We start from the raw sequence: 19,682 nt of genomic DNA, 5'->3' as shown, positions 1-19,682 counted from the left end.
TCCGGTTATCCACAGGCCAGGGCGGGGCCTACCACGACGACTACTTTTAAAAATGAACTTCTTTGGGAAAGAAAAACACGCGAATCAGGACGAGCGGAGGGATCCCAAAAGCCGAAAAGCCCGGAAAACGGCTTCGCGGGGGATAGGGCAGTGGAGAAGCTGTGAGGGGCTCAAGCCTTGTTCACAGCCGGGTTGAGAAACCGGCTGGAAAGCGAAAAACGCTTTCGGGACAAGTACTTGGATAAGTTGTGGCCTGCGGGCGGCTTGTGCACAGGCGCATCCGAACCCCGTCTTTTTAGGGCGAAAAGGGCCAATGAAAACGCCGACGCAAGGGCCGGCGTGCAGGGGAGGGGCGAAGAAGAAGGGCTGCGGGTGCTCAGCCGCCCAGCCCGATCGGCGCGGGCGCCATGTTCAGGATGCGGGTGAAGAGGGGGCGGTACAGGTCGTCCGGCTCGTGCCCGGTGAGCGGGTCGCGGTTGCTTTCGAAAGCGGCGTCCATCTCGGCCCAGTCTTCCGGCAGCAGGTGCGCTTCGGCGGCGGGCAGGATGAGGTTTTCCTCCGTGCCCATGTGCGAGAGATAGAACGTGATGTAGCGCTCGGCCGCGGCTTCGAATTCGGCGCGGCGGGACTCGCCCATCATCTCGAAGGCCAGCAGTGCGTGCTCCAGGCGGCGGATGGCGCGTTCGCCCTGCTCGTGGTCGGCGTCCAGCGCGTCCAGCACGGGGACGAGCTCCGGGCAGCGCTCGCGCAGCCGCGGAAACAGCAGTTGCGTCTCCTTGGTGTGGTGCAGCCGCTCGGGGAACTCGTCGATGTAGAAGAGCATGGAGCGCAGCAGCTCGAAGTTGGGCGCCGTGCCCTCGCGCCGCGACTGCGTCAGCAGCATGGACAGCGAGCGCAGCATGGCCGCCAGGGCCTGGTGTTCTTCGCGGATGATGGTGAGCGTGGCGTGGCGCATGGCAGGTTTCCATTGGCGTGCGTGGCGACACGCCAGCGTGGCAGCGCGGCGCGGCGGCGTTTTGACGGCGATCAAGGCTCTTGAGCCCGCCCCGCCGCGTGACAGTCGGCCGCCTTGCGTGGGCTGGCCGACCGGCTTGATCCGGCTGCGGCAGGTGCGGCATTGGGGGCGGCTTAAAATCCGCGTTTTTGCTGCTTTCAGGCCTGAACCCGCATGGACCTCGTCGCCGATCTCCCCCGTGAAACCGCCCAGGACCCCAGCACCCTGATGGCCAACGCCATCCGCGCGCTGGCCATGGATGCCGTGCAGCAAGCCAATTCCGGCCACCCCGGCGCGCCCATGGGCATGGCCGACATCGCCGTGGCACTCTGGGGCCGCCACCTGCGCCACAACCCCACCAACCCGCAGTGGGCCGACCGCGACCGTTTCGTCCTCTCCAACGGCCACGGCTCCATGCTGATCTACGCGCTGCTGCACCTGTCGGGCTACGCGCTGTCCTTGGACGACCTGCGCGCCTTCCGCCAGATGCACAGCAAGACCCCGGGCCACCCCGAGGTCGGCATCACCCCGGGCGTGGAAACCACCACCGGCCCGCTGGGCCAGGGCATCACCAACGCGGTGGGCATGGCGCTGGCCGAGAAGCTGCTGGCCGCGGAGTTCAACCGCGAAGGCCACACGGTGGTGGACCACCGCACCTACGCCTTCCTGGGTGACGGCTGCCTGATGGAGGGCATCAGCCACGAGGCCTGCGCCCTGGCCGGCGCCTGGAAGCTCGACAAGCTCACCGCCCTGTACGACGACAACGGCATCAGCATCGACGGCCAGGTCTCGCCCTGGTACGTGGACGATGCCCGCAAGCGCTTCGAGGCCTACGGCTGGAACGTCATCGGCCCCGTGGACGGCCACGACGCCAACGCCGTGGACGAGGCCCTGCAGGCCGCCAAGGCCCACACCGGCCAGCCCACGCTGGTGATCTGCAAGACCAACATCGGCCACGGCTCGCCCAACCGCGCCGGCACCGCCAAGGCCCACGGCGAGGCCCTGGGCCACGACGAGATCGCGCTCACCCGCGCCAAGCTGGGCTGGAGCCACGAGCCCTTCGTCATCCCCGACGAGGCCTATGCCGCCTGGGACGCCAAGGAGCGCGGCGCCGCCGTCCAAGCCGAGTGGCAGCAGCGCTTCGACGCCTACGCCGCCGCCTTCCCCGAGCTGGCCGCCGAGTTCCAGCGCCGCATGGCCGGCGAGCTGCCCGCCAACTTCGCGCAGACCGCCGTGGACGCCGCCATCGCCGCCCACGAGAAGGCCGAGACCGTCGCCACCCGCAAGGCCAGCCAGATCGCCCTGGAAGCGTTCACCAAGGCGCTGCCCGAGCTGCTGGGCGGCTCCGCGGACCTGACCGGCTCCAACCTCACCAACACCAGCAGCACGCCCGCGCTGCGCTTTGACGAGGATGGAAAACCCAACGGCGGCCGCCACATCAACTACGGCGTCCGCGAGTTCGGCATGGCCGCGATCATGAACGGCGTGGCGCTGCACGGCGGCTACATCCCCTACGGCGGCACCTTCCTGACCTTCAGCGACTACAGCCGCAACGCCATCCGCATGGCCGCGCTGATGAAGACGCGCGTGGTGCACGTGTTCACGCACGACTCCATCGGCCTGGGCGAAGACGGCCCCACCCACCAGAGCGTGGAGCACGCCGCCTCGCTGCGCCTGATCCCGAACCTGGACGTGTGGCGCCCGGCCGACACGGCCGAGACGGCGGTGGCCTGGAGCTGCGCGCTGCTCAACAAGACGCGCCCCTCCGCGCTGCTGCTGAGCCGCCAGAACCTGCCCTACCTGCCCAAGGCCGGCCTGGACGAGATCGCCAAGGGCGCCTACGTGCTGGCCGAGCCCAGCGAAGTGGGCCTGAAGAAGAAGGCGCAGGCCGTGATCGTGGCCACGGGCAGCGAAGTGGCCCTGGCGCTGAACGCGCAGCAGCAGCTCGCCGTGGCCGGCATTGCCGTGCGCGTGGTCTCGGTGCCCAGCACCACCACGTTCGACCGCCAGAGCCGCGCCTACAAGACGTCCGTGCTGCCCGAAGGCCTGCCGCGCATCGCCGTGGAGGCGGGCGTGACCGACTTCTGGTGGAAGTACGGCTGCGCCGCCGTGGTGGGCATCGACACCTACGGCGAGAGCGCGCCGGCGGGCGTGCTGTTCAAGCACTTCGGCTTCACCGCCGAGAACGTGGCCGCCACCGTGCGCGCCGTGCTCGGCAAGAAGTAATCGTTTAGTTGGCCTGCGCCGCCCGCGGGCGGCGGCGCCGGGCGGTTGGTTTTTTTCAGCAGGAGACTTTCGAGATGACCATCAAGATCGGTATCAATGGTTTCGGCCGCATCGGCCGCATGGTGTTCCGTGCCGCGGTGCAGAACTTCAACGACATCGAGGTGGTCGGCATCAACGACCTGCTCGAACCCGACTACCTGGCCTACATGCTGAAGTACGACAGCGTGCACGGCCGCTTCAAGGGCGACGTGGCGGTGGAGGGCAGCAACCTCATCGTCAACGGCAAGACGATCCGCCTGACCGCTGTCAAGAACCCCGAAGAGCTCAAGTGGGACGAGATCGGCGCCGACATCGTCGTCGAGTCCACCGGCCTGTTCCTGACCAAGGAAACCGCCGAGAAGCACCTGAAGGCCGGCGCCAAGAAGGTGATCATGTCCGCGCCGTCCAAGGACGACACGCCCATGTTCGTCTACGGCGTCAACGACAAGACCTACGCCGGCCAGGCCATCATCTCCAACGCCTCGTGCACCACGAACTGCCTGGCGCCCGTGGCCAAGGTCCTGAACGACAAGTGGGGCATCAAGCGCGGCCTGATGACCACCGTGCACGCCGCCACCGCCACGCAAAAGACCGTGGACGGCCCGTCCAACAAGGACTGGCGCGGTGGCCGCGGCATCCTGGAAAACATCATTCCGTCCTCCACGGGTGCCGCCAAGGCCGTGGGCGTGGTCATCCCTGAGCTGAACAAGAAGCTCACCGGCATGTCCTTCCGCGTGCCCACCTCCGACGTGTCGGTGGTGGACCTGACGGTGGAGCTCAACGCCGAAGCCTCCTACGCCGAGATCTGCGCCGAGATGAAGGCCCAGAGCCAGGGCGCGCTCAAGGGCGTGCTGGGCTACACCGAGGACAAGGTCGTGGCCACGGACTTCCGCGGCGAGCCCTGCACCTCCGTGTTCGACGCCGAAGCCGGCATCGCCCTGGACAAGACCTTCGTGAAGGTCGTGGCCTGGTACGACAACGAGTGGGGCTACTCCAACAAGGTGCTGGACATGGTGCGCGTCGTGGCCGCCTGAGGCTGCCCACCCGCTGCCCGCGTCTTCACGACGTGACGAAGCCGCCCCCGGGGCGGCTTTTTCTTTTTTGGGCGCGGCCCCAAGGCGTCAGGCCATCAGTGCTGTTGCGCTGTTGCGCGCTGTCGCGAAGCCGTTGTTGGCGGCCCTATAGTGACCCGCTGCGACTGACTTCAGGACCACCATGAGGAAAGTGATGAACAACGCGGCGATGACCGCGACGGCGCTGGCGTTGCTGGGCTTCGGCGGCACGGCGTGGGCGGAATTGCCGGCTGCTGCCCTTGCGCCGGTGTTTAGGCCGCAGTTGGCCAACGGGCTGATCGTGCAATTGCGTGACGCGCCTACGCACGCGCAGGTGGCGCGTGAGCAGGCCCAGGCCGCTGACGGCCACAGCGCCCGAGGGCAGGCGCACCGCGAGCGGCTGCAGCACGTGCTGCAGGCCGCGTCGCTGGACCGCGCGACCATAGACGTGCCTTCGGCGCCGCGCATTGCGGACACGGGCAGTGCCTCGCAGGTGCTGCGCTTCGAACGCATGATGACCCTGGACGAGGCCCGCCGCCTGGCCAAGCGGCTGGCCGCCCGCGGCGACGTGCTTTGGGCCGAGCCCAACACGCTGGAGCGCCCGCAGCAAAGCACCTCGGTCAGCGACCCTTATTACTTCGCCAACGCCTCCAATTCGTTCAACACGGAAGGCCAGTGGTGGCTGTTTGGAGTGAATGGCGCCAGCGGCAGCGCCAAGGCCGACCGGCGCCGCGGCGTGCCGGACTTCCTGACGGCGTGGGGCACTTTCAACGGCTCCACCGCGGCAGCGGTGCCTGTGGCCGTGCTGGACACCGGCATCACGCCACACGCCGACCTCGCGGGCCACATAGGCACCGGCTACGACTTCGTGAGCACCGTGGCCTCAGCGGGTGACGGCGGTGGCCGCGACACGGACCCGACCGACCCGGGGGACTTCGTCAGCAGCGACGACCGCACCGCCAATCCCAATTTCTTCGCTTCCGATTGCGGTGCCACCAGCAGTTGGCACGGCACCAAGATCGCCGGGCTGATCGCCGCCCTGACCAACAACAACGCCGGCGTGGCCGGCGCCAACTGGAACGCCGTGGTGCTGCCCGTGCGCGTGGCGGGCAAGTGCGGGGCGGAGGTGGCCGACATCGTGGATGGCATCCGCTGGTCGGCGGGTTTGGAGCTCACGGGCTTCGCGGCGCAGAGCCTGCCGCGGGCACGCATCATCAACATCAGCTTCGGCGGCACCGCCGACTGCACCAGCACCGACGAGGGGCGGCTCTACCAGCAGGCCATAGACGCGGCGCGTGCCGTCGGTGCCGTGGTGGTGGCCGCCGCTGGCAACGAGCACACCGCGCCCACGCGCCCGGCCAACTGCAGCAACGTCATCGGTGTGGGCGCGCTCAACCGCGACGGCTTCAAGGCCACCTATTCCAATTTCGGCTCCTCGCTGGTGATTTCCACGGTGGGCGGCGATCCCACCGATTCCGGCAACTGGGGCAGTGCCTTGGGCGACAGCGGGCTGCTGACGACCAGCAACGGCGGCAGCACGACGGCGGGCAGTGCGACTTACGCCTCTGTGTTCGGCACCAGCTTCTCCGCGCCGCTGGTGTCCGCGGCCATCAGCCTGATGCTTGGGCGCAATGGGGCGCTCACGGCGGATCAGATCGTGGCCGGGCTGCAGGCCAGCGCACGGCCGCACGTGACTTCCACGGTGATGGCCCAGTGCTCCGACGCCAACCCCGGGCGCTGCATCTGCACGGAAGCCACCTGCGGCAAGGGCATCCTGGACGTGCCCCGCGCCCTGGCCTACGCCGCAGCGCCTTCCACCACGCTTTCGCCGGTGGCGGCGGCCAACATCGACAGCACGGACCTGACCAACGCGCACACCGCCAATACCCAGGACCGCAGCGCCAACCCCGTGGTGCCCACTACCCCGGCCGGCCCGTGCGGGCGCGACAACGTGTGCGCCGGCGCCATGCAGCCGGGCTGGCTGCTGGGCCTGCTGGCGGCCTCGGGGGCGCTGCTGTGTAGGCGCCGACGCCGCGCGGCGCAGTAAGGCGGGCCTGAGCCGGCGCGCTGCCCGGAAGGGCCGCGCGCCGCGCCATCACCTGCCCGTCAAGGGTCAGCTCTTGGCCGGCTTGCGGCAGCCGCGGAAGCCGCCGCGCAGGGCCGGCGTGGGCTCCATGCCGGCGATCATGGAGCGCACCTCGTCGGTCGGCCGCTCCACGCGCAGCAGCGTGGCCGCGGCTTCGCTGGTGGACACCACGCGCGCCTGGCGCGGGCCGCGCGCGTCCTGCAGGGCCGCCAGCGCCGCTTCGGCCTGCGAGGCCTGGGCGTGGCGGCTGAACACCAGGCCCGGCTCCAGCGCCGGCAGGTCGCGCGCGAGCTCGGCGCGCACGCCCTGCTTGCGCAGCTCGTCCAGGCGGCGCTGCGCGGCGCGCTGGTCCGACATCTTGCCCAGGTAGACCAGGTAGGCCGGCGCGGGCATGAGCGTCTGCCGGCGCCAGGTGCCCTTGGGCAGCGCGGCCAGCGCGGCTTCGGCCGCGGGCAGGGTTTGGGCGTCGAAGGGGCCGGCTTCCAGGCACACGGCGTTGAGCGCCGTCACCGCGCCGGACACCGCACCCTTGCCGCCGGCGGCGGTGGAGGCGCCCACGCCCGCGGCCACGGCGACAGCGGCGGCCGCGGCCGCCGCGGTGGAGACGGTCAGCGTCTCGTTGGAGGACGAGCCCTGGGACACCGCCGCCTTGCCGCCCTGCGCCGTCACGGCGGAGGCCGGGGCGGCCGAGGTACCGCGCGACGCGTTGGGCAGGCTGGACTCGTTCGCGTCCGGGGCGGCCGCGTCCGGCAGCACTTCCACGCTGTCGGGTTTGATCTGCTGTTCGAGGCGTGCGGGCTCGCGTTCGGTCTGGCCCGTGAAGTCGCCCAACAGCAGCCAGGCCAGCAAAATGAGGTTGAGCAGCAGCAGCGCCGCCGTGAGGCGGCGCGTCAGCACTGGTCGTCCGCCGCGGCTGCGGCCGGATCGGCCTGGCCGGACAGGCGCACGCTCACCTCGCCGCTGGACAGACGCTGCAGCCCTTGGGCCGTTTCCACCAGCAGCGCGCCGTCCTCGGCCACGCCGCGGGCCGTGCCTTCCAGCGCGGGGGCGGTGGTGGTCACGGGGCGGTCCAGCAGCAGGTCGCGCCGCGCGTAGCGCTCGGCAAACGGCTTGAAGCCTTCGCGCTCGTGCTGGCGCAGGGCTTCCACCAGCGCCAGCGCCACGCGGTGCAGCACGTCAGGCGGGGTGATGTCCACTTCCAGCTCGTTCAGGCTGGCGAAGCCGTTGGCCACGTCGCGCACGGGCTGCGGGAGCAGGTTCAGGCCCACGCCGATGACGGCCATGCGCTGGCGGCCCACGGCCACGGTTTCGATCAGCACACCGCCGAGCTTGCGGCCGACGACGGCGGGGTCCAGGAGCCACAGGTCGTTGGGCCACTTCAGCGCGATGCGCGGCGCCTGGCCGGGGGCCAGCGGGTCCAGGGCGTCGGCCAGTGCCACGCCCACGCTCAGCGACAGGCCGGACCAGTCCGCGGGCTCGTAGGGCAGCGACAGCGAGAAGGTGAGCGAGGCGCCGGGCGTGGACTGCCAGTTGCGCCCAAGGCGGCCGCGGCCGCGCGTCTGGTGCTCGGCCACGAGCAGGCAGGGTTGCGTGTCGTCGGCGCGGCGGCCCAGCGGCGTGGGCGGCTCGCCGCGCGAGGGCAGCGCTTCAGGCGAGCGGTAGAGCGCACGCTCGTGGCGGCCGCCGCCGGACAGCCGCGCGCGTTCCAGCAGCCGGGTGTTGGTGGAGTCGGCATGCGCCACGACTTCGACGCAAAGCCCCGGCAGCAGCGGCTGCAACTGCCGCCACAGGGTTTCGGCTTGCCAGTGCAGGCGGGATTCGTTCATGACAGGCTTAACGGGTGGCAGGTCCGCTTCGTGGACCGGGCGTTTCAGCGTTTCTTCTTCTTGGGCGCGAGCATGGTGCCGCGGCATTCGTCGTGGCCGCAGTGGCAGGCGAAGCGCTTCTTGAGCGCGGCGGTGTAGCGCTCGTCGATGATCAGGCCGTAGTCGAAGAACAGCTCCTCGCCGGCCTGCAGCGGGCGCAGCGCCTTGATGAAGACGCGGCCCTCGTCCTCCTCGGCCTCGCAGTTGGGAACGCAGGCGTGGTTGATCCAGCGCGAGGCGTTGCCGCCGTGCCCGCCGTCTATCACGCGCTCGTCATCGACGTGGAAGTAGAAAGTGTGGTCAGGGTTGCTGGGGTCATGCGGGTGGCGGCGCAGCGCCTCTTCCCAGGTGATGACCTCGCCCTTGTATTCAAGAATGGTGTCGCCCTCGGCAATGGCTTGCAGGGCGAAAACGCCCTTGCCGTGCACGCCGGAGCGGCGCACCTGGATGCGGCGGCCACGGGCAGATTGGGGCTCGGCTTGCACGGAGGGCTTCATTCGGTACATTGATTTCATGGGCGCACGCATGCACGTGCGTGCGCGCGAGAGACACGGATTGTAGGCACGCAGGCCGCCCAAGTCGGCCTGCGGCCGTTTGAACAAGACACCATGAGCAAATCGCTGATCATTGCCGAGAAACCCAGCGTCGCGCAGGACATCGTGCGCGCGCTCACGCCCGTCGCGGGCAAGTTCGAAAAGCTCGCCGAGCACTTCGAGAATGACCGCTACGTGGTCACCTCCGCCGTGGGCCACCTGGTGGAGATCAAGGCGCCGGAGGCCTACGAGGTCAAGCGCGGCAAATGGAGCTTCAACCATCTGCCCGTCATACCGCCGCACTTCGAGCTGGCTCCCATAGACAAGGCCAAGTCGCGGCTCAACGCCGTGGTGAAGCTCGTCAAGCGCAAGGACGTCACCGAGCTCATCAACGCCTGTGACGCCGGGCGCGAGGGCGAGCTGATCTTCCGCCTCATCGTCCAGTACGCCGCGGGCGACAAGAAGCCGATCGACAAGCCCGTGCGCCGCCTGTGGCTGCAGAGCATGACGCCGCAGGCCATCCGCGACGGCTTCGACAAGCTGCGCAGCGACGAGCAGATGCGCGGCCTGTCGGATGCCGCGCGCAGCCGCAGCGAGGCCGACTGGCTGGTGGGCATCAACGGCACGCGCGCCATGACGGCCTTCAACTCGCGCGACGGCGGCTTCTTCCTCACCACCGTGGGCCGGGTGCAGACGCCCACGCTGTCCATCGTGGTCGAGCGCGAAGAGAAGATCCGCAAGCACGTGGCACGTCCGTACTGGGAAGTGAAGGCCACCTTCGACGCCCAGGCCGGCCAGTACGAGGGCAAGTACTTCGATCCCAAGTTCAAGAAGGACCCCAACGACGCCGAGACCCGCGCCGACCGGCTGTGGGACGAGGCCACGGCCCGCGCCATCGCCCAGGCCGTGCAGGGCCAGCCCGCCAGCGTCACCGAGGAGGCCAAGCCCAGCACGCAAAGCAGCCCGGGCCTGTACGACCTGACCACGCTGCAGCGCGAGGCCAACTCGCGCTTCGGCTTCTCGGCCAAGACGACGCTGTCCATCGCCCAGGCGCTGTACGAAAAGCACAAGGTGCTGACCTACCCGCGGACGGACTCGCGCTTCCTGCCCGAGGACTACGTCGACGTCGCGCTGGACACCTTCAACCTGATCGCCAACGAAGACCTGCCCGGTCCGCTGCGCGAGCTGAGCCTGCACGCGCGCAAGGCGCTCAACGAGGGCTACGTCAAGCCGACCAAGCGCGTCTTCGACAACGCCAAGGTGTCGGACCACTTCGCCATCATCCCGACCATGCAGGCGCCCAAGAGCCTGACCGAGATCGAGGCCAAGCTGTACGACCTGGTGGTCAAGCGCTTCATCGCCGTGTTCTACCCGGCGGCCGAGTTCATGGTCACGACGCGCATCAGCACCGTGAAGGCCGAGGGCAAGGAGCACCAGTTCCAGACCAACGGCAAGGTGCTGGTCAAGCCGGGCTGGCTGGCCGTCTACGGCCGCGAGGAACAGCAGGGCGACGCCTCGCTCGTCCCCGTGGACAAGGGCGAGATGGTGCGCACCGAGGCCGTGGACGTGCTCTCGCTCAAGACCAAGCCGCCCGCGCGCTACACCGAAGCCACGCTGCTGTCGGCCATGGAAGGCGCGGGCAAGCTGGTGGATGACGACGAGCTGCGCTCGGCCATGGCCGAGAAGGGCCTGGGCACGCCAGCCACGCGCGCGGCCATCATCGAAGGCCTCATCACCGAGAAGTACCTGCTGCGCGAGGGGCGCGAGCTCATCGCCACGGCCAAGGCTTTCCAGCTCATGACGCTGCTGCGCGGCCTGGCCGTGGAAGACCTGACCAAGCCTGAGCTCACCGGCAACTGGGAATACCAGCTCTCGCAGATGGAGCACGGCAAGCTCAAGCGCGAGGAGTTCATGGCGGCCATCGCGGCCATGGCCGAGCGCATCGTGCGCAAGGCCAAGGAGTACGACCGCGACACCATTCCCGGCGACTACGTCACCCTCTCCGTGCCTTGCCCCAACTGCGGCGGCGTGATCAAGGAGAACTACCGGCGCTTCAGCTGCGTGGGCCGCAACGGCGGCGCGGCCGGCCAGGCCGAGGGCGCGGGCTGCGGCTTCAGCATCACCAAGATCCCGGCCGGGCGCAGCTTCGAGCTCAACGAGGTCGAGCACTTGTTGCGCGAGCACCATATCGGCCCGCTGGAAGGCTTCCGCTCCAAGGCCGGCTGGCCGTTCACGGCCGAGCTCAGGCTCGTGCGCGACGAGGAGCTGCACAACTGGAAGATGGAGTTCGACTTCGGCGAGGACGCCAAGAAGGCCGAGGAGGGCGGCGAGGACGTGGACTTCAGCGAGCAGGAGAGCGTGGGCAGCTGTCCCAAGTGCAAGGGCCACATCTACGAGCACGGCGTCAACTACGTGTGCGAGCACGCCGTGGGCGCGCACGTGAGCTGCGACTTCAAGACCGGCAAGGTCATCCTGCAGCAGCCCGTCTCGCGCGAGCAGATGGCCAAGCTGCTGGCCACGGGCAAGACCGACTTGCTGGACGGCTTCGTCTCCAACAAGACGCGGCGCAAGTTCAAGGCCTTCCTGACCTACGACAAGAAGGAAGGCAAGGTCGGCTTCGAGTTCGAGCCCCGCGCGGCCAAGGTGCCGGCCAAGAAGGCGGCGCGCAAGGTGGCAGCGGAGTAAGCCGGCATACAGCGCTGAAAACGGCAGCGGCCGGCGGGTGGTGAGCCCGCCGGCCGCTTTTTCATGGGCGCGTCTCAGGCGCCCATCAATACTTGCTCAGGCCTGGCCCGCCGCCACGAAATGCGGGTTGTCGAAGCCCGGCTTGCCGTAGGTGAGCGGCGCGCCGTTGTCCACGCGGCTGACGCTGCCGCCGGCGGCGGCCAGCACGGCGTGGCCGGCGGCGATGTCCCATTCCATGGTGCGGCCCAAGCGCGGGTAGAGGTCCGCTTCGCCCGCGGCCACCAGGCACAGCTTCAGCGACGAGCCCGCGCTGCGGAACTCGGCCACCTTGCGGCCGTTGAGGAAGGCGTTCATCGCGTCCGCGTCGCCGTGCGAGCGGCTGCCCACCACCGTCAGCCCCTCGTCCGGCACCGCGCGCACCTGGATGGCCTGGCGCTGGCCGGCGTGCTCCATGTAGGCACCCAGGCCCTGGGCGCCGGCGTAGAGCTTGTCCAGCGCCGGGGTGTAGACCACGCCCATCACCGGCTGCCCCTGGCGCACCAGCGCCACGTTGACGGTGAACTCGCCGTTGCGGCTGATGAACTCCTTGGTGCCGTCCAGCGGATCGACCAGCCAGAACTGGTCCTCCACCGCCTCCGGCACGCCGCCGGCGGCCACGGCCTCTTCGGCCACCACGGGAATGCCGGGGAAGAGCTTGGCCAGGCCCTTGAGCAGCAGCGCCTCGGCCTTCTCGTCGGCCTCGGTGACGGGGGACGCGTCGTTCTTGCCGCGCACGGCGAAGTCGGTGGCGTAGATGTCCATGATCAGCGCGCCGGCGTCACGCGTGAGCTTGGCAATGGCGTCCAGGCCGGCGGCGGACAAGGGTTCCAGGGGCTGGGAAGAGGTCATGCAGGTCGCTCCAAGCGGACGTGATTAGGGGGAAACGCGAATCTACGTCCCACCTTGCGGGCTTCAGGCCCGGTGCCTGCGGGATGCGCTCCCCACCCGTCTCGGGGCTACCGCCCGCGCCCGCATACTCGCGCCCCCATGCCCGACTCCGTGCTCGACAAGCTCCCGGCCCTGTTCGCCACCGTGCTGCTGGGCTGGGCCGCGGCCCGCTTCAGCTGGCTCACCGATGGGCGCCCCGGCGCGGCCGGCGCATCGGCCGGTGCCGACCCGGCCCGCGTGCTCTCGGCCGCGGCGCAATACCTCTTCATTCCCGCGCTGCTGTTTCGCGCCATGGCGCGGCTGGATTTCGAGCACATGCCCTGGCGGGTGCTCATGGCCTTCTACGGGCCGCTGCTGGTGATGGTGCTGGGCGTTTATACCGTGCAGCGCTGGCGGCTGCACCGGGGTGAGGGCATGGCGGTGTCCACCGGCACGGCGGCGGTGCCGGCCACGCGGGCGGTGACGGCCGGCTTCGGCAACTCGGTGCAGGTGGGGGTGCCGGTGATCGCCGCGCTCTACGGCGACGCGGGCCTGGCCATGCACGTGGCCATCGTCAGCCTGCACGCGCTCATCCTGCTCACGCTCCTGACCGTGCTGGCCGAGATGGAGCTGGCGCGCGTGCGCATGCGCCGCGCCTCCGGCGGCGGCTCCATCGGCGCCACCGTGCGCGCGACGGTGCGGGCCACGCTGATCCACCCCGTGGTGCTGCCCGTGCTGGCGGGCCTCACGTGGAACCTGGTCGGCTGGCCGCTGCCGCGGGCGCTGGACGAGTGGCTGCAACTGCTGGGCAGCGCCGTGGCGCCGCTGTGCTTGCTGCTCATCGGCCTGTCGCTTGGGCGGCAAAGCCTGCACGGCACGCTGCGCGGGGTGGCGTCGGTGGGGCTGTTGAAGATGCTGCTGCTGCCCACGCTGGTGCTGCTCACGGGCCACTTCGTGTTCCGGCTGGAGCCGCTGGCGCTGTCGGTGGTGGTGATGGCCGGCGCGCTGCCGCCGGGCAGTAACGCGCTCATCTTTGCCCAGCGCTACCGCACGCTGGAGACGGAAACGGCCGCCGCCACGCTGCTGTGCACGCTGGCCTTCGCGGTCACGGCGCCGCTGTGGGCCCTGGTGGTGGCGCGGATCTGAGCCCAGGCGCGGCGCGTGCGTCCGCCGCGGATGCGGGCAGGCGCCATACCCCATCCCGCGGAACCGGGGAAGGCTTGCGCCACAATCCCGCGCATGACTGCGCCCACCGATCTTGATGCCCTGATGACCCGCTTGGGCCGCGCCGCGCGCGCCGCCGCCACCGCCATGGCCGCCGCGCCGGTGGCGGCCAAGGACCGCGCCCTGCGCAACCTGGCCGCGCTGCTGCGCGCCCAAACCCCGGCGCTGCAGGCCGACAACGCCCGCGACATCGCTGCCGCCGAGGCCAACGGCCTGTCCGCCCCCATGGTCGATCGCCTGCGCCTGACCCCGAAGGTGCTGGAGACGGTGGCCGAAGGCTGCGAGCAGATCGCCGCCATGCCGGACCCCATCGGCGAGATCACCGACGTGAAGCGGCGTCCCACCGGCATCAGCGTGGGCCGCATGCGCGTGCCGCTGGGCGTGTTCGGGATGATTTACGAGAGCCGGCCCAACGTGACCATCGAGGCCGCCTCGCTGGCCATCAAGAGCGGCAACGCCTGCATCCTGCGCGGCGGCTCCGAGGCCATCCACTCCAACATCGCCCTGTGGAAGCTCGTCCAGCAGGCCCTCAGCGACGCCGGCCTGCCCGCCGAGGCGGTGCAGCTCGTCGAGACCACCGACCGCGCCGCCGTGGGCAAGCTCATCGCCATGCCGGAGTTCGTGGACGTGATCATTCCGCGCGGCGGCAAGGGCCTCATCGAGCGCATCGCCAGCGAGGCGTGCGTGCCCGTCATCAAGCACCTGGACGGCAACTGCCACACCTACGTGGACGCCGAGGTGGACCTGGAGCAGGCCCTGGTCGTCACCGACAACGCCAAGACCCAGAAGTACAGCCCCTGCAACGCCACCGAGTCGCTGCTGGTCCACGCGGCGCAGGCCGCGGCCTTCCTGCCCCGCATAGGCGCCGTGTTCGCCGGCAAGGGCGTGGAGATGCGCTGCTGCCCGGCCTCCAAGGCGATCCTGTCGGACGTGCCGGGCGCCCAACTGGCCGATGCCACCGAGGAGGACTGGTCCACCGAGTACCTCGCGCCCGTGATCAGCGTGAAGGTGGTTCAAACGCTGGACGAGGCCATCGCCCACATCAACCGCTACGGCTCGCACCACACGGACGCCATCCTCACCACGAACCACCCCAACGCCATGCGCTTCCTGCGCGAGGTGGATTCGGCCAGCGTCATGGTCAACGCCAGCACGCGCTTTGCCGACGGCTTCGAGTACGGCCTGGGCGCGGAGATCGGCATCAGCACAGATAAATTCCATGCGCGCGGGCCGGTTGGGCTGGAGGGGCTGACGTCGCTGAAATGGGTCGTCCTGGGCCAGGGCGAGGTGCGGACCTGAGCGTGGCGGCCATGGACGCGCGCAAGGCCCTGGTGCTGTTCTCCGGCGGCCAGGATTCCACCGCCTGCCTCGCTTGGGCGCTCAGCCGCTTCAGCGTGGTCGAGACCCTGGGTTTCGATTACGGCCAGCGCCACCGCATCGAGCTGGACTGCCGGCTGCGCGTGCGCGACGAGATCCGCGCCGCCTTCCCCGAATGGGGCGCACGCCTGGGCGAGGACCATGTGCTGGACCTCTCGCTGCTGGGCCAGATCTCCGACACCGCGCTCACCAGCGAGCGGGCGATCGAGATGCAGGCCAACGGGCTGCCCAACACTTTCGTGCCCGGCCGCAACCTGCTGTTCCTGAACTTCGCCGCCGCGCTGGCCTACCGGCGGGGCGCGAGCGTGCTGGTGGGCGGCATGTGCGAGACGGACTACTCCGGCTACCCCGACTGCCGCGACAACACGCTCAAGGCGCTGCAGGTGGCGCTCTCGCTTGGGCTGGACGCGCCCATGACGGTGGAGACGCCGCTGATGTTCCTGACCAAGGCGCAGACCTGGGCGCTGACGCAGCGCCTGGGCGGCGACGCGCTCAACACGCTGATCGTGGAGCACACCCACACCTGCTACCTGGGCGAGCGCGGCGAGCGCCACGACTGGGGCCATGGCTGCGGCCAGTGCCCGGCCTGCGCGCTGCGCCGCCAGGGCTTCGAGGCCTGGCGCCAGGGCGGGGCGGCGGCGGAGCTGCCGCTGTGAGCTGGGAAACTGTCGCCGAGTTCGTGGCGGCGGTCCTGTCGCATTACTGGCTGGGCCTGATGGCCGCCGTGGCGGTGCTGTGGATGTTGGGCGCCCACAACCGGCTCATGCGCCACCGCGCCGCCATCGTGGCGGCCTGGGGCCAGTTGGACGAGCAGATGAAGCGCCGCCGCGAGGTGCTGCCCCCGCTGGTGGACGCCCTGCGCGAGCCGCTGGCCGCCGAGGCGCCGGCGCTGGACGCCGTGCTGGAGGCGCAGGCCCAGCTGCAGCGCGCGGTGGACGCCCTGAAGCCGCTGGCGGCCAAGTCGCTGGCCGAGGTGCTGCATGCCGAGAGCCGGCTGACCTCGGCGCAGACGCGGCTCAAGGCGCTGCTGGAACAGCACCCCGAGTTGGTCCAGCGCGAGGACATCGCCGGCTGGATGCAGGCGCTCAAGGACGTGCAGACGCGCAAGGACGTGGCCCGCCACGTCTTCAACGACGCCGTGAACGCCTACAACCAAGCGCTGCTGCAGTACCCGACGCGCTTGTTGAAACCCCTGTTCGGCCTGCGCACGGCCGTGACGCTGTGAGCCGTCCACTTCATTCCCCGACTGTCCGGCGCGCCGCCCTGGCCGCGGCGGTGCTGCTGGCGGCTGCCGCCGGGCCCGTGTGGGCGCAGGACGCCGCCGCACCGTCCACGGCACCCACCGCCGCGCTGCACCGCCATGCCCTGGCCGCGACCTGCGCCGCCTGCCACGGCACGGACGGACGCGCTCCCGCCGGCTCGGCCATGCCCTCGCTGGCCGGGCGTCCGGCGCCCTGGCTGGTCGAACAGATGCTGGCTTTCAAAAAGGGCGAGCGCCCCGCCACCGTGATGCACCAGATCGCCCGCGGCTACAGCGAGACGCAGATCGCGCAGATCGCCGCCTTCTTCGCGGCGCAGCAGCCATGAGCCGGCGCGCTGACGCGTCCCGCCGCCGCTGGCTGCAGGCCGCCGGTGCGGCCGGGCTGCTGCAACTGGCCGGCTGCGCGGGCACGCCGTCCGCAGCCCCGTCTTCATCCCAGGCGTCCGCTCTGTCGCGCGCCCGCGTGCTGGTGGTGGGCGGCGGCTGGGGCGGGGCGACCGCGGCGCGCTACCTGCGCCTGTTCTCCGATGGCCAGCTCCCGGTGACGCTGGTGGAGCCGGACGCCGCGCTGGTGAGCTGCCCGCAAAGCAACCTGGTGCTGGCCGGCCACCGCACGCTCGCCGACCTGACGTTCGGCTATGACGCCCTGGAGCGCCTGGGCGTGCGCCGCGTGCGCGACCGCGTCGTGGCCCTGGACTTCGACCGCCGCGAAGCCCGGCTGGCCTCCGGCGGGCGGCTTGGGTGGGACAAGCTGATCCTGTCCCCCGGCGTGGAGCTGATGCGCGAGCGCGTGGACGGTTTGCAGGCAGCCCACGCCGCCGGCCGCGTGCTGCAGGCGTGGAAGGCTGGCCCGGAGACCGCCGCCCTGCGCGCACAACTGGAGGCCATGCCCAACGGCGGCGTCTATGTGCTGACCGTGCCGCTGGCCCCCTTCCGCTGCCCGCCCGGCCCCTACGAGCGCGCCTGCCTGGTGGCGGACTACTTCAAGCGGATGAAACCCAAGTCCAAGGTGCTGGTGTTCGACGCCAATCCCGAGCCGGTGAGCAAGGCGGCGCTGTTCAAGGCGGTGTGGGCGAACCAGTACGCCGGCATCGTGGATTACCGGCCCAACTTCAAGGCGGTGGGCGTGTCGGCGGACGGCCGCGAGGTGGAGTTCGAGTTGGGCGAGCGCGAGCGCGCCGACGTGCTCAACGTGCTGCCGGACATGCGCGCGGGCGACATCGCGGCGCAAAGCGGGCTGGCCAAGGCCAACGGCCGCTGGTGCGAGGTCGATTTCCTGGACTTCAGCGCGAAAGACCTGCCCAAGTCGGCCGGCGTGCACCTGTTGGGCGACGCACTGCTGGCCGCGCCGCTCATGCCCAAGAGCGCCCACATGGCCAACGCGCACGCCAAGGTGGCGGCGGCGGCCGTGGTGGCGTCGCTGGCGGGCTGGGAACTGAACCCCGCGCCGGTGCTGACCAACACCTGCTACTCCTGGGTGGACGGCTCACACGCCATCCACGTCGCCAGCGTGCACGGGTGGAATGCGCCGCAGCGCACGTTCACGGTGGTGCCGGGCGGCAGCGGCGTGTCGGTTGGGCCCAGCGAGGCGGAGGCCCAATATGCGGCCGGGTGGATCGAAAGTATGAGGGGAGAGGCCGTAGGCCGTTGAAATGCTTGGACCGCCAGAAAATCCAGGCTTGAAAACAATGAAAAAGAACTTTGAAGCTTTATTGCTGGCTGCAGCCCTGGGGATACTCGCCGGTCCAGCGTTGGCGGCTGATGCGCCGCCCAAGGTCACGAATTACTCGATGAAAGAAGGGGCCGAGCTTTCATCGTGGTCCCATCCCGTGCACGACGTGCTGAAGAAATACGGCGTGGTCTTGAAATCAGTGACCGTCAAGGACAACTACGCCACGTTTGGCGTGAAGTTCCCGTTCGATCCGTCCACCGGGCCGAATGGCAAAAAGCTGCATGAGCTGCTGTTCGAGATATTGAAGGCCAATGGGTGGTGGGATTATGCGATTCGGGGTGAGGGCGATGGGGCGGGGTTTGAGGTGCAGTGGGACAAGCAGAAGAAACTGATGACTATCGACTCGCTTTAGATACTGCCTGCGTCCCGCGGTTGACGAAGTGACTTCGCTGCATCAAAGCGGTGTCGCCCTGATTTCAGAAAATATTCACGGCCCAACCACCGCCGCCGTACAAGCCAGTTCCTCAAACAAGGCCAGCACGACTTTCCCCGACATGTTGTAGGGGTCCAGCGCCGCAGTCTCCGAATACTTCAAAAGCAGCGAAGGATTCAGCCGCGCCAGATTCACCTGCCCCATGGACCACCCCGTGAACCGCCGCTCGGTGGTCTCCTCGTAGGCCAGCAATTGCACGTCCTCGTGCCGGGGGTCCTTGACGATGGCGTTGTAAAGGCAATTTACCGCCGCCCGCCCGCCTTCTAGCACTTGCACGAACAAACCCGTTTCCGTGCAGCACAAAACCCCGGTCACGCCCAATGCCGGGTTGTGCGCCTTGGATTGCCGGACAATGGCGTGCACGGTTTCCGCATCAAACCCGTCCTTGGCTCGGCTCACGTACATCAGGCGTACCAGCATGGGTCTTGCTCCGGTCTGAAAATGATTTGAAAACGCTCGAAGGGTCAATCGATCAAAAATTGTTCTTGCGGCTCAGCAGCGACAAGAACTCGCGCCGCAGGCTGGGGTCTTTCAGGAAGGCGCCGCGCATCACCGAGTTGGTCATGACGGATTCGTCGTCCTTCACGCCGCGCCAGTGCATGCAGAAATGGTCGGCTTCCATCACCAAGGCCAAGCCGTCGGGCTTCACCCGCTCCTGCAATTCATTGGCCAGCATGGTCACGGCCTCTTCCTGGATTTGCGGGCGGCTCATGATCCACTCGCACAGGCGGGCATATTTGGACAGCCCAATCAGGTTCGAATGCTCGTTGGGCAATATGCCCACCCACACGCGGCCCAATATGGGGCACAAATGGTGCGAGCACGCGCTGCGGACCTTGATGGGGCCCACGATCATCAATTCGTTGAGCCGCTCGGCATTGGGAAACTCGGTGACCTTGGGCACCGGGACATAACGGCCGCGGAAAACCTCGTCCACGAACATCTTGGCCACGCGCTGCGCGGTGTCGTTGGTGTTGTGGTCGTTGTCGGTATCGATCACCAGCGAGCGCAGCACCTGCTTCAAATGGCCTTCCACCTCGGCCTTGATCTCGGCAATTTCTCCCTCTTCGATGAAGGCGGAGATGTTGTCGTTGGCGTGGAAGCGTCGGCCGGCCATCTCCAGGCGGCGCCGGATGCGTTCGGAGGCGCTGGCGTCCAGGATGTCGTTGACGGGTTGCGGGGTGTTCATGGCAGCGGTTTGTTTTGAGCAGACTCGCGATCAGGGGATTGTCGCGGCGCGCAACAGTAACCGCTCGCGCCTTTCCCTGT

At 69.0% G+C, this 19,682-nt stretch carries 18 protein-coding genes; 11 read left to right on the top strand and 7 right to left on the bottom strand.

Going from position 1 to position 19,682, the window contains the following annotated elements; genetic code table 11:
• Positions 1-376 precede the first annotated feature (376 nt).
• Complete coding sequence (locus tag SM757_RS07205) at positions 377-955, bottom strand: hemerythrin domain-containing protein (protein ID WP_322464941.1); 579 nt, start codon at positions 953-955, stop codon at positions 377-379.
• A gap of 213 nt (positions 956-1,168) precedes the next feature.
• Here SM757_RS07205 and tkt point away from each other — a divergent pair, with 213 nt between their 5' ends.
• The 3 genes from tkt (at position 1,169) to SM757_RS07190 (ending at position 6,358) form a co-directional block, all read left to right on the top strand.
• Positions 1,169-3,220: a transketolase gene (gene tkt / locus SM757_RS07200; protein ID WP_322464940.1), complete on the top strand. Its 2,052-nt coding sequence runs from the start codon at positions 1,169-1,171 to the stop codon at positions 3,218-3,220.
• A 74-nt stretch (positions 3,221-3,294) separates the two neighbouring features.
• On the top strand, positions 3,295-4,293 hold the full coding sequence (gene gap, locus SM757_RS07195; RefSeq protein WP_322464939.1) for a type I glyceraldehyde-3-phosphate dehydrogenase: 999 nt from the start codon (positions 3,295-3,297) through the stop codon (positions 4,291-4,293).
• Positions 4,294-4,486: 193 nt separating this feature from the next.
• Positions 4,487-6,358, top strand: coding sequence for a S8 family serine peptidase (locus SM757_RS07190; RefSeq protein ID WP_066330550.1), 1,872 nt, complete (start codon positions 4,487-4,489; stop codon positions 6,356-6,358).
• A gap of 66 nt (positions 6,359-6,424) precedes the next feature.
• Here SM757_RS07190 and SM757_RS07185 read toward each other — a convergent pair whose 3' ends face one another.
• Genes SM757_RS07185 through SM757_RS07175 form a run of 3 tightly spaced genes read right to left on the bottom strand, consistent with a single transcriptional unit; the run spans position 6,425 to position 8,759 of the window.
• The gene (locus SM757_RS07185; protein ID WP_066330549.1) at positions 6,425-7,294 is read right to left on the bottom strand and encodes a hypothetical protein; all 870 of its coding nucleotides are present in this window, start codon (positions 7,292-7,294) and stop codon (positions 6,425-6,427) included.
• Positions 7,288-8,223, bottom strand: a complete 936-nt coding sequence (locus tag SM757_RS07180) for a biotin--[acetyl-CoA-carboxylase] ligase (protein WP_066330548.1) — start codon at positions 8,221-8,223, stop codon at positions 7,288-7,290. The genes SM757_RS07185 and SM757_RS07180 overlap by 7 nt, the downstream gene beginning before the upstream one ends.
• 44 nt (positions 8,224-8,267) lie before the next feature.
• Complete coding sequence (locus SM757_RS07175) at positions 8,268-8,759, bottom strand: SET domain-containing protein (RefSeq protein WP_066330547.1); 492 nt, start codon at positions 8,757-8,759, stop codon at positions 8,268-8,270.
• Positions 8,760-8,870: 111 nt separating this feature from the next.
• Between SM757_RS07175 and SM757_RS07170 the strand changes: the two genes are divergently transcribed.
• Positions 8,871-11,480 carry a DNA topoisomerase III gene (locus tag SM757_RS07170; RefSeq protein ID WP_322464938.1) on the top strand — a complete coding sequence of 870 codons (2,610 nt, stop codon included), beginning with the start codon at positions 8,871-8,873 and terminating at the stop codon, positions 11,478-11,480.
• 96 nt (positions 11,481-11,576) lie between these two features.
• On the opposite strand, the gene cysQ is transcribed toward SM757_RS07170, so the two are convergent.
• Positions 11,577-12,368: a 3'(2'),5'-bisphosphate nucleotidase CysQ gene (gene cysQ / locus SM757_RS07165; protein ID WP_066330544.1), complete on the bottom strand. Its 792-nt coding sequence runs from the start codon at positions 12,366-12,368 to the stop codon at positions 11,577-11,579.
• Between the two features lie 138 nt (positions 12,369-12,506).
• Between cysQ and SM757_RS07160 the strand changes: the two genes are divergently transcribed.
• From SM757_RS07160 to SM757_RS07130, 7 genes are read left to right on the top strand one after another with little or no spacing between them, the layout of a single operon-like run.
• On the top strand, positions 12,507-13,532 hold the full coding sequence (locus SM757_RS07160; protein WP_322464937.1) for an AEC family transporter: 1,026 nt from the start codon (positions 12,507-12,509) through the stop codon (positions 13,530-13,532).
• A gap of 30 nt (positions 13,533-13,562) precedes the next feature.
• Complete coding sequence (locus SM757_RS07155) at positions 13,563-14,909, top strand: glutamate-5-semialdehyde dehydrogenase (RefSeq protein WP_322464997.1); 1,347 nt, start codon at positions 13,563-13,565, stop codon at positions 14,907-14,909.
• An 11-nt stretch (positions 14,910-14,920) separates the two neighbouring features.
• Positions 14,921-15,643 (top strand): 7-cyano-7-deazaguanine synthase QueC, encoded by a 723-nt coding sequence (gene queC, locus SM757_RS07150; protein ID WP_322464936.1) that lies wholly within the window; start codon positions 14,921-14,923, stop codon positions 15,641-15,643.
• Positions 15,640-16,212: a LemA family protein gene (locus SM757_RS07145; RefSeq protein WP_322464935.1), complete on the top strand. Its 573-nt coding sequence runs from the start codon at positions 15,640-15,642 to the stop codon at positions 16,210-16,212. Before queC ends, SM757_RS07145 begins: the two co-directional genes overlap by 4 nt.
• The gene (locus SM757_RS07140; protein ID WP_322464934.1) at positions 16,209-16,574 is read left to right on the top strand and encodes a c-type cytochrome; all 366 of its coding nucleotides are present in this window, start codon (positions 16,209-16,211) and stop codon (positions 16,572-16,574) included. The genes SM757_RS07145 and SM757_RS07140 overlap by 4 nt, the downstream gene beginning before the upstream one ends.
• Positions 16,571-17,899, top strand: a complete 1,329-nt coding sequence (locus SM757_RS07135) for an NAD(P)/FAD-dependent oxidoreductase (RefSeq protein ID WP_322464933.1) — start codon at positions 16,571-16,573, stop codon at positions 17,897-17,899. Before SM757_RS07140 ends, SM757_RS07135 begins: the two co-directional genes overlap by 4 nt.
• Before the next feature lie 37 nt (positions 17,900-17,936).
• On the top strand, positions 17,937-18,332 hold the full coding sequence (locus SM757_RS07130) for a hypothetical protein (RefSeq protein ID WP_322464932.1): 396 nt from the start codon (positions 17,937-17,939) through the stop codon (positions 18,330-18,332).
• Between the two features lie 75 nt (positions 18,333-18,407).
• Here SM757_RS07130 and SM757_RS07125 read toward each other — a convergent pair whose 3' ends face one another.
• Together SM757_RS07125 and folE are read right to left on the bottom strand one after the other, a co-directional pair.
• A complete protein-coding gene (locus SM757_RS07125; RefSeq protein ID WP_322464931.1) occupies positions 18,408-18,833 on the bottom strand; it encodes a BLUF domain-containing protein in 426 nt (141 codons plus the stop codon).
• Between the two features lie 52 nt (positions 18,834-18,885).
• Positions 18,886-19,602: a GTP cyclohydrolase I gene (gene folE, locus SM757_RS07120; protein WP_066330535.1), complete on the bottom strand. Its 717-nt coding sequence runs from the start codon at positions 19,600-19,602 to the stop codon at positions 18,886-18,888.
• Positions 19,603-19,682 lie beyond the last annotated feature (80 nt).

This window comes from Azohydromonas lata (assembly GCF_034427735.1).
GTDB lineage: Bacteria > Pseudomonadota > Gammaproteobacteria > Burkholderiales > Burkholderiaceae_C > Azohydromonas > Azohydromonas lata.
The sequence above is the reverse complement of the archived record's forward strand: the minus strand, read 5'-3'. Positions and strand labels throughout refer to the sequence as shown.

What these genes read in the sequence shown, in the direction of transcription:
- SM757_RS07160 (WP_322464937.1), top strand. Translation starts at nt 12,507, where the DNA reads ATGCCCGACTCCGTGCTCGACAAGCTCCCGGCCCTGTTCGCCACCGTG.
- SM757_RS07130 (WP_322464932.1), top strand. Translation starts at nt 17,937, where the DNA reads ATGAAAAAGAACTTTGAAGCTTTATTGCTGGCTGCAGCCCTGGGGATA.
- gap (WP_322464939.1), top strand. Translation starts at nt 3,295, where the DNA reads ATGACCATCAAGATCGGTATCAATGGTTTCGGCCGCATCGGCCGCATG.
- SM757_RS07180 (WP_066330548.1), bottom strand. Translation starts at nt 8,223, where the DNA reads ATGAACGAATCCCGCCTGCACTGGCAAGCCGAAACCCTGTGGCGGCAG.
- SM757_RS07170 (WP_322464938.1), top strand. Translation starts at nt 8,871, where the DNA reads ATGAGCAAATCGCTGATCATTGCCGAGAAACCCAGCGTCGCGCAGGAC.
- folE (WP_066330535.1), bottom strand. Translation starts at nt 19,602, where the DNA reads ATGAACACCCCGCAACCCGTCAACGACATCCTGGACGCCAGCGCCTCC.
- queC (WP_322464936.1), top strand. Translation starts at nt 14,921, where the DNA reads ATGGACGCGCGCAAGGCCCTGGTGCTGTTCTCCGGCGGCCAGGATTCC.
- cysQ (WP_066330544.1), bottom strand. Translation starts at nt 12,368, where the DNA reads ATGACCTCTTCCCAGCCCCTGGAACCCTTGTCCGCCGCCGGCCTGGAC.
- tkt (WP_322464940.1), top strand. Translation starts at nt 1,169, where the DNA reads ATGGACCTCGTCGCCGATCTCCCCCGTGAAACCGCCCAGGACCCCAGC.
- SM757_RS07135 (WP_322464933.1), top strand. Translation starts at nt 16,571, where the DNA reads ATGAGCCGGCGCGCTGACGCGTCCCGCCGCCGCTGGCTGCAGGCCGCC.
- SM757_RS07125 (WP_322464931.1), bottom strand. Translation starts at nt 18,833, where the DNA reads ATGCTGGTACGCCTGATGTACGTGAGCCGAGCCAAGGACGGGTTTGAT.
- SM757_RS07175 (WP_066330547.1), bottom strand. Translation starts at nt 8,759, where the DNA reads ATGAAGCCCTCCGTGCAAGCCGAGCCCCAATCTGCCCGTGGCCGCCGC.
- SM757_RS07205 (WP_322464941.1), bottom strand. Translation starts at nt 955, where the DNA reads ATGCGCCACGCCACGCTCACCATCATCCGCGAAGAACACCAGGCCCTG.
- SM757_RS07190 (WP_066330550.1), top strand. Translation starts at nt 4,487, where the DNA reads ATGAACAACGCGGCGATGACCGCGACGGCGCTGGCGTTGCTGGGCTTC.
- SM757_RS07155 (WP_322464997.1), top strand. Translation starts at nt 13,563, where the DNA reads ATGCGGGCAGGCGCCATACCCCATCCCGCGGAACCGGGGAAGGCTTGC.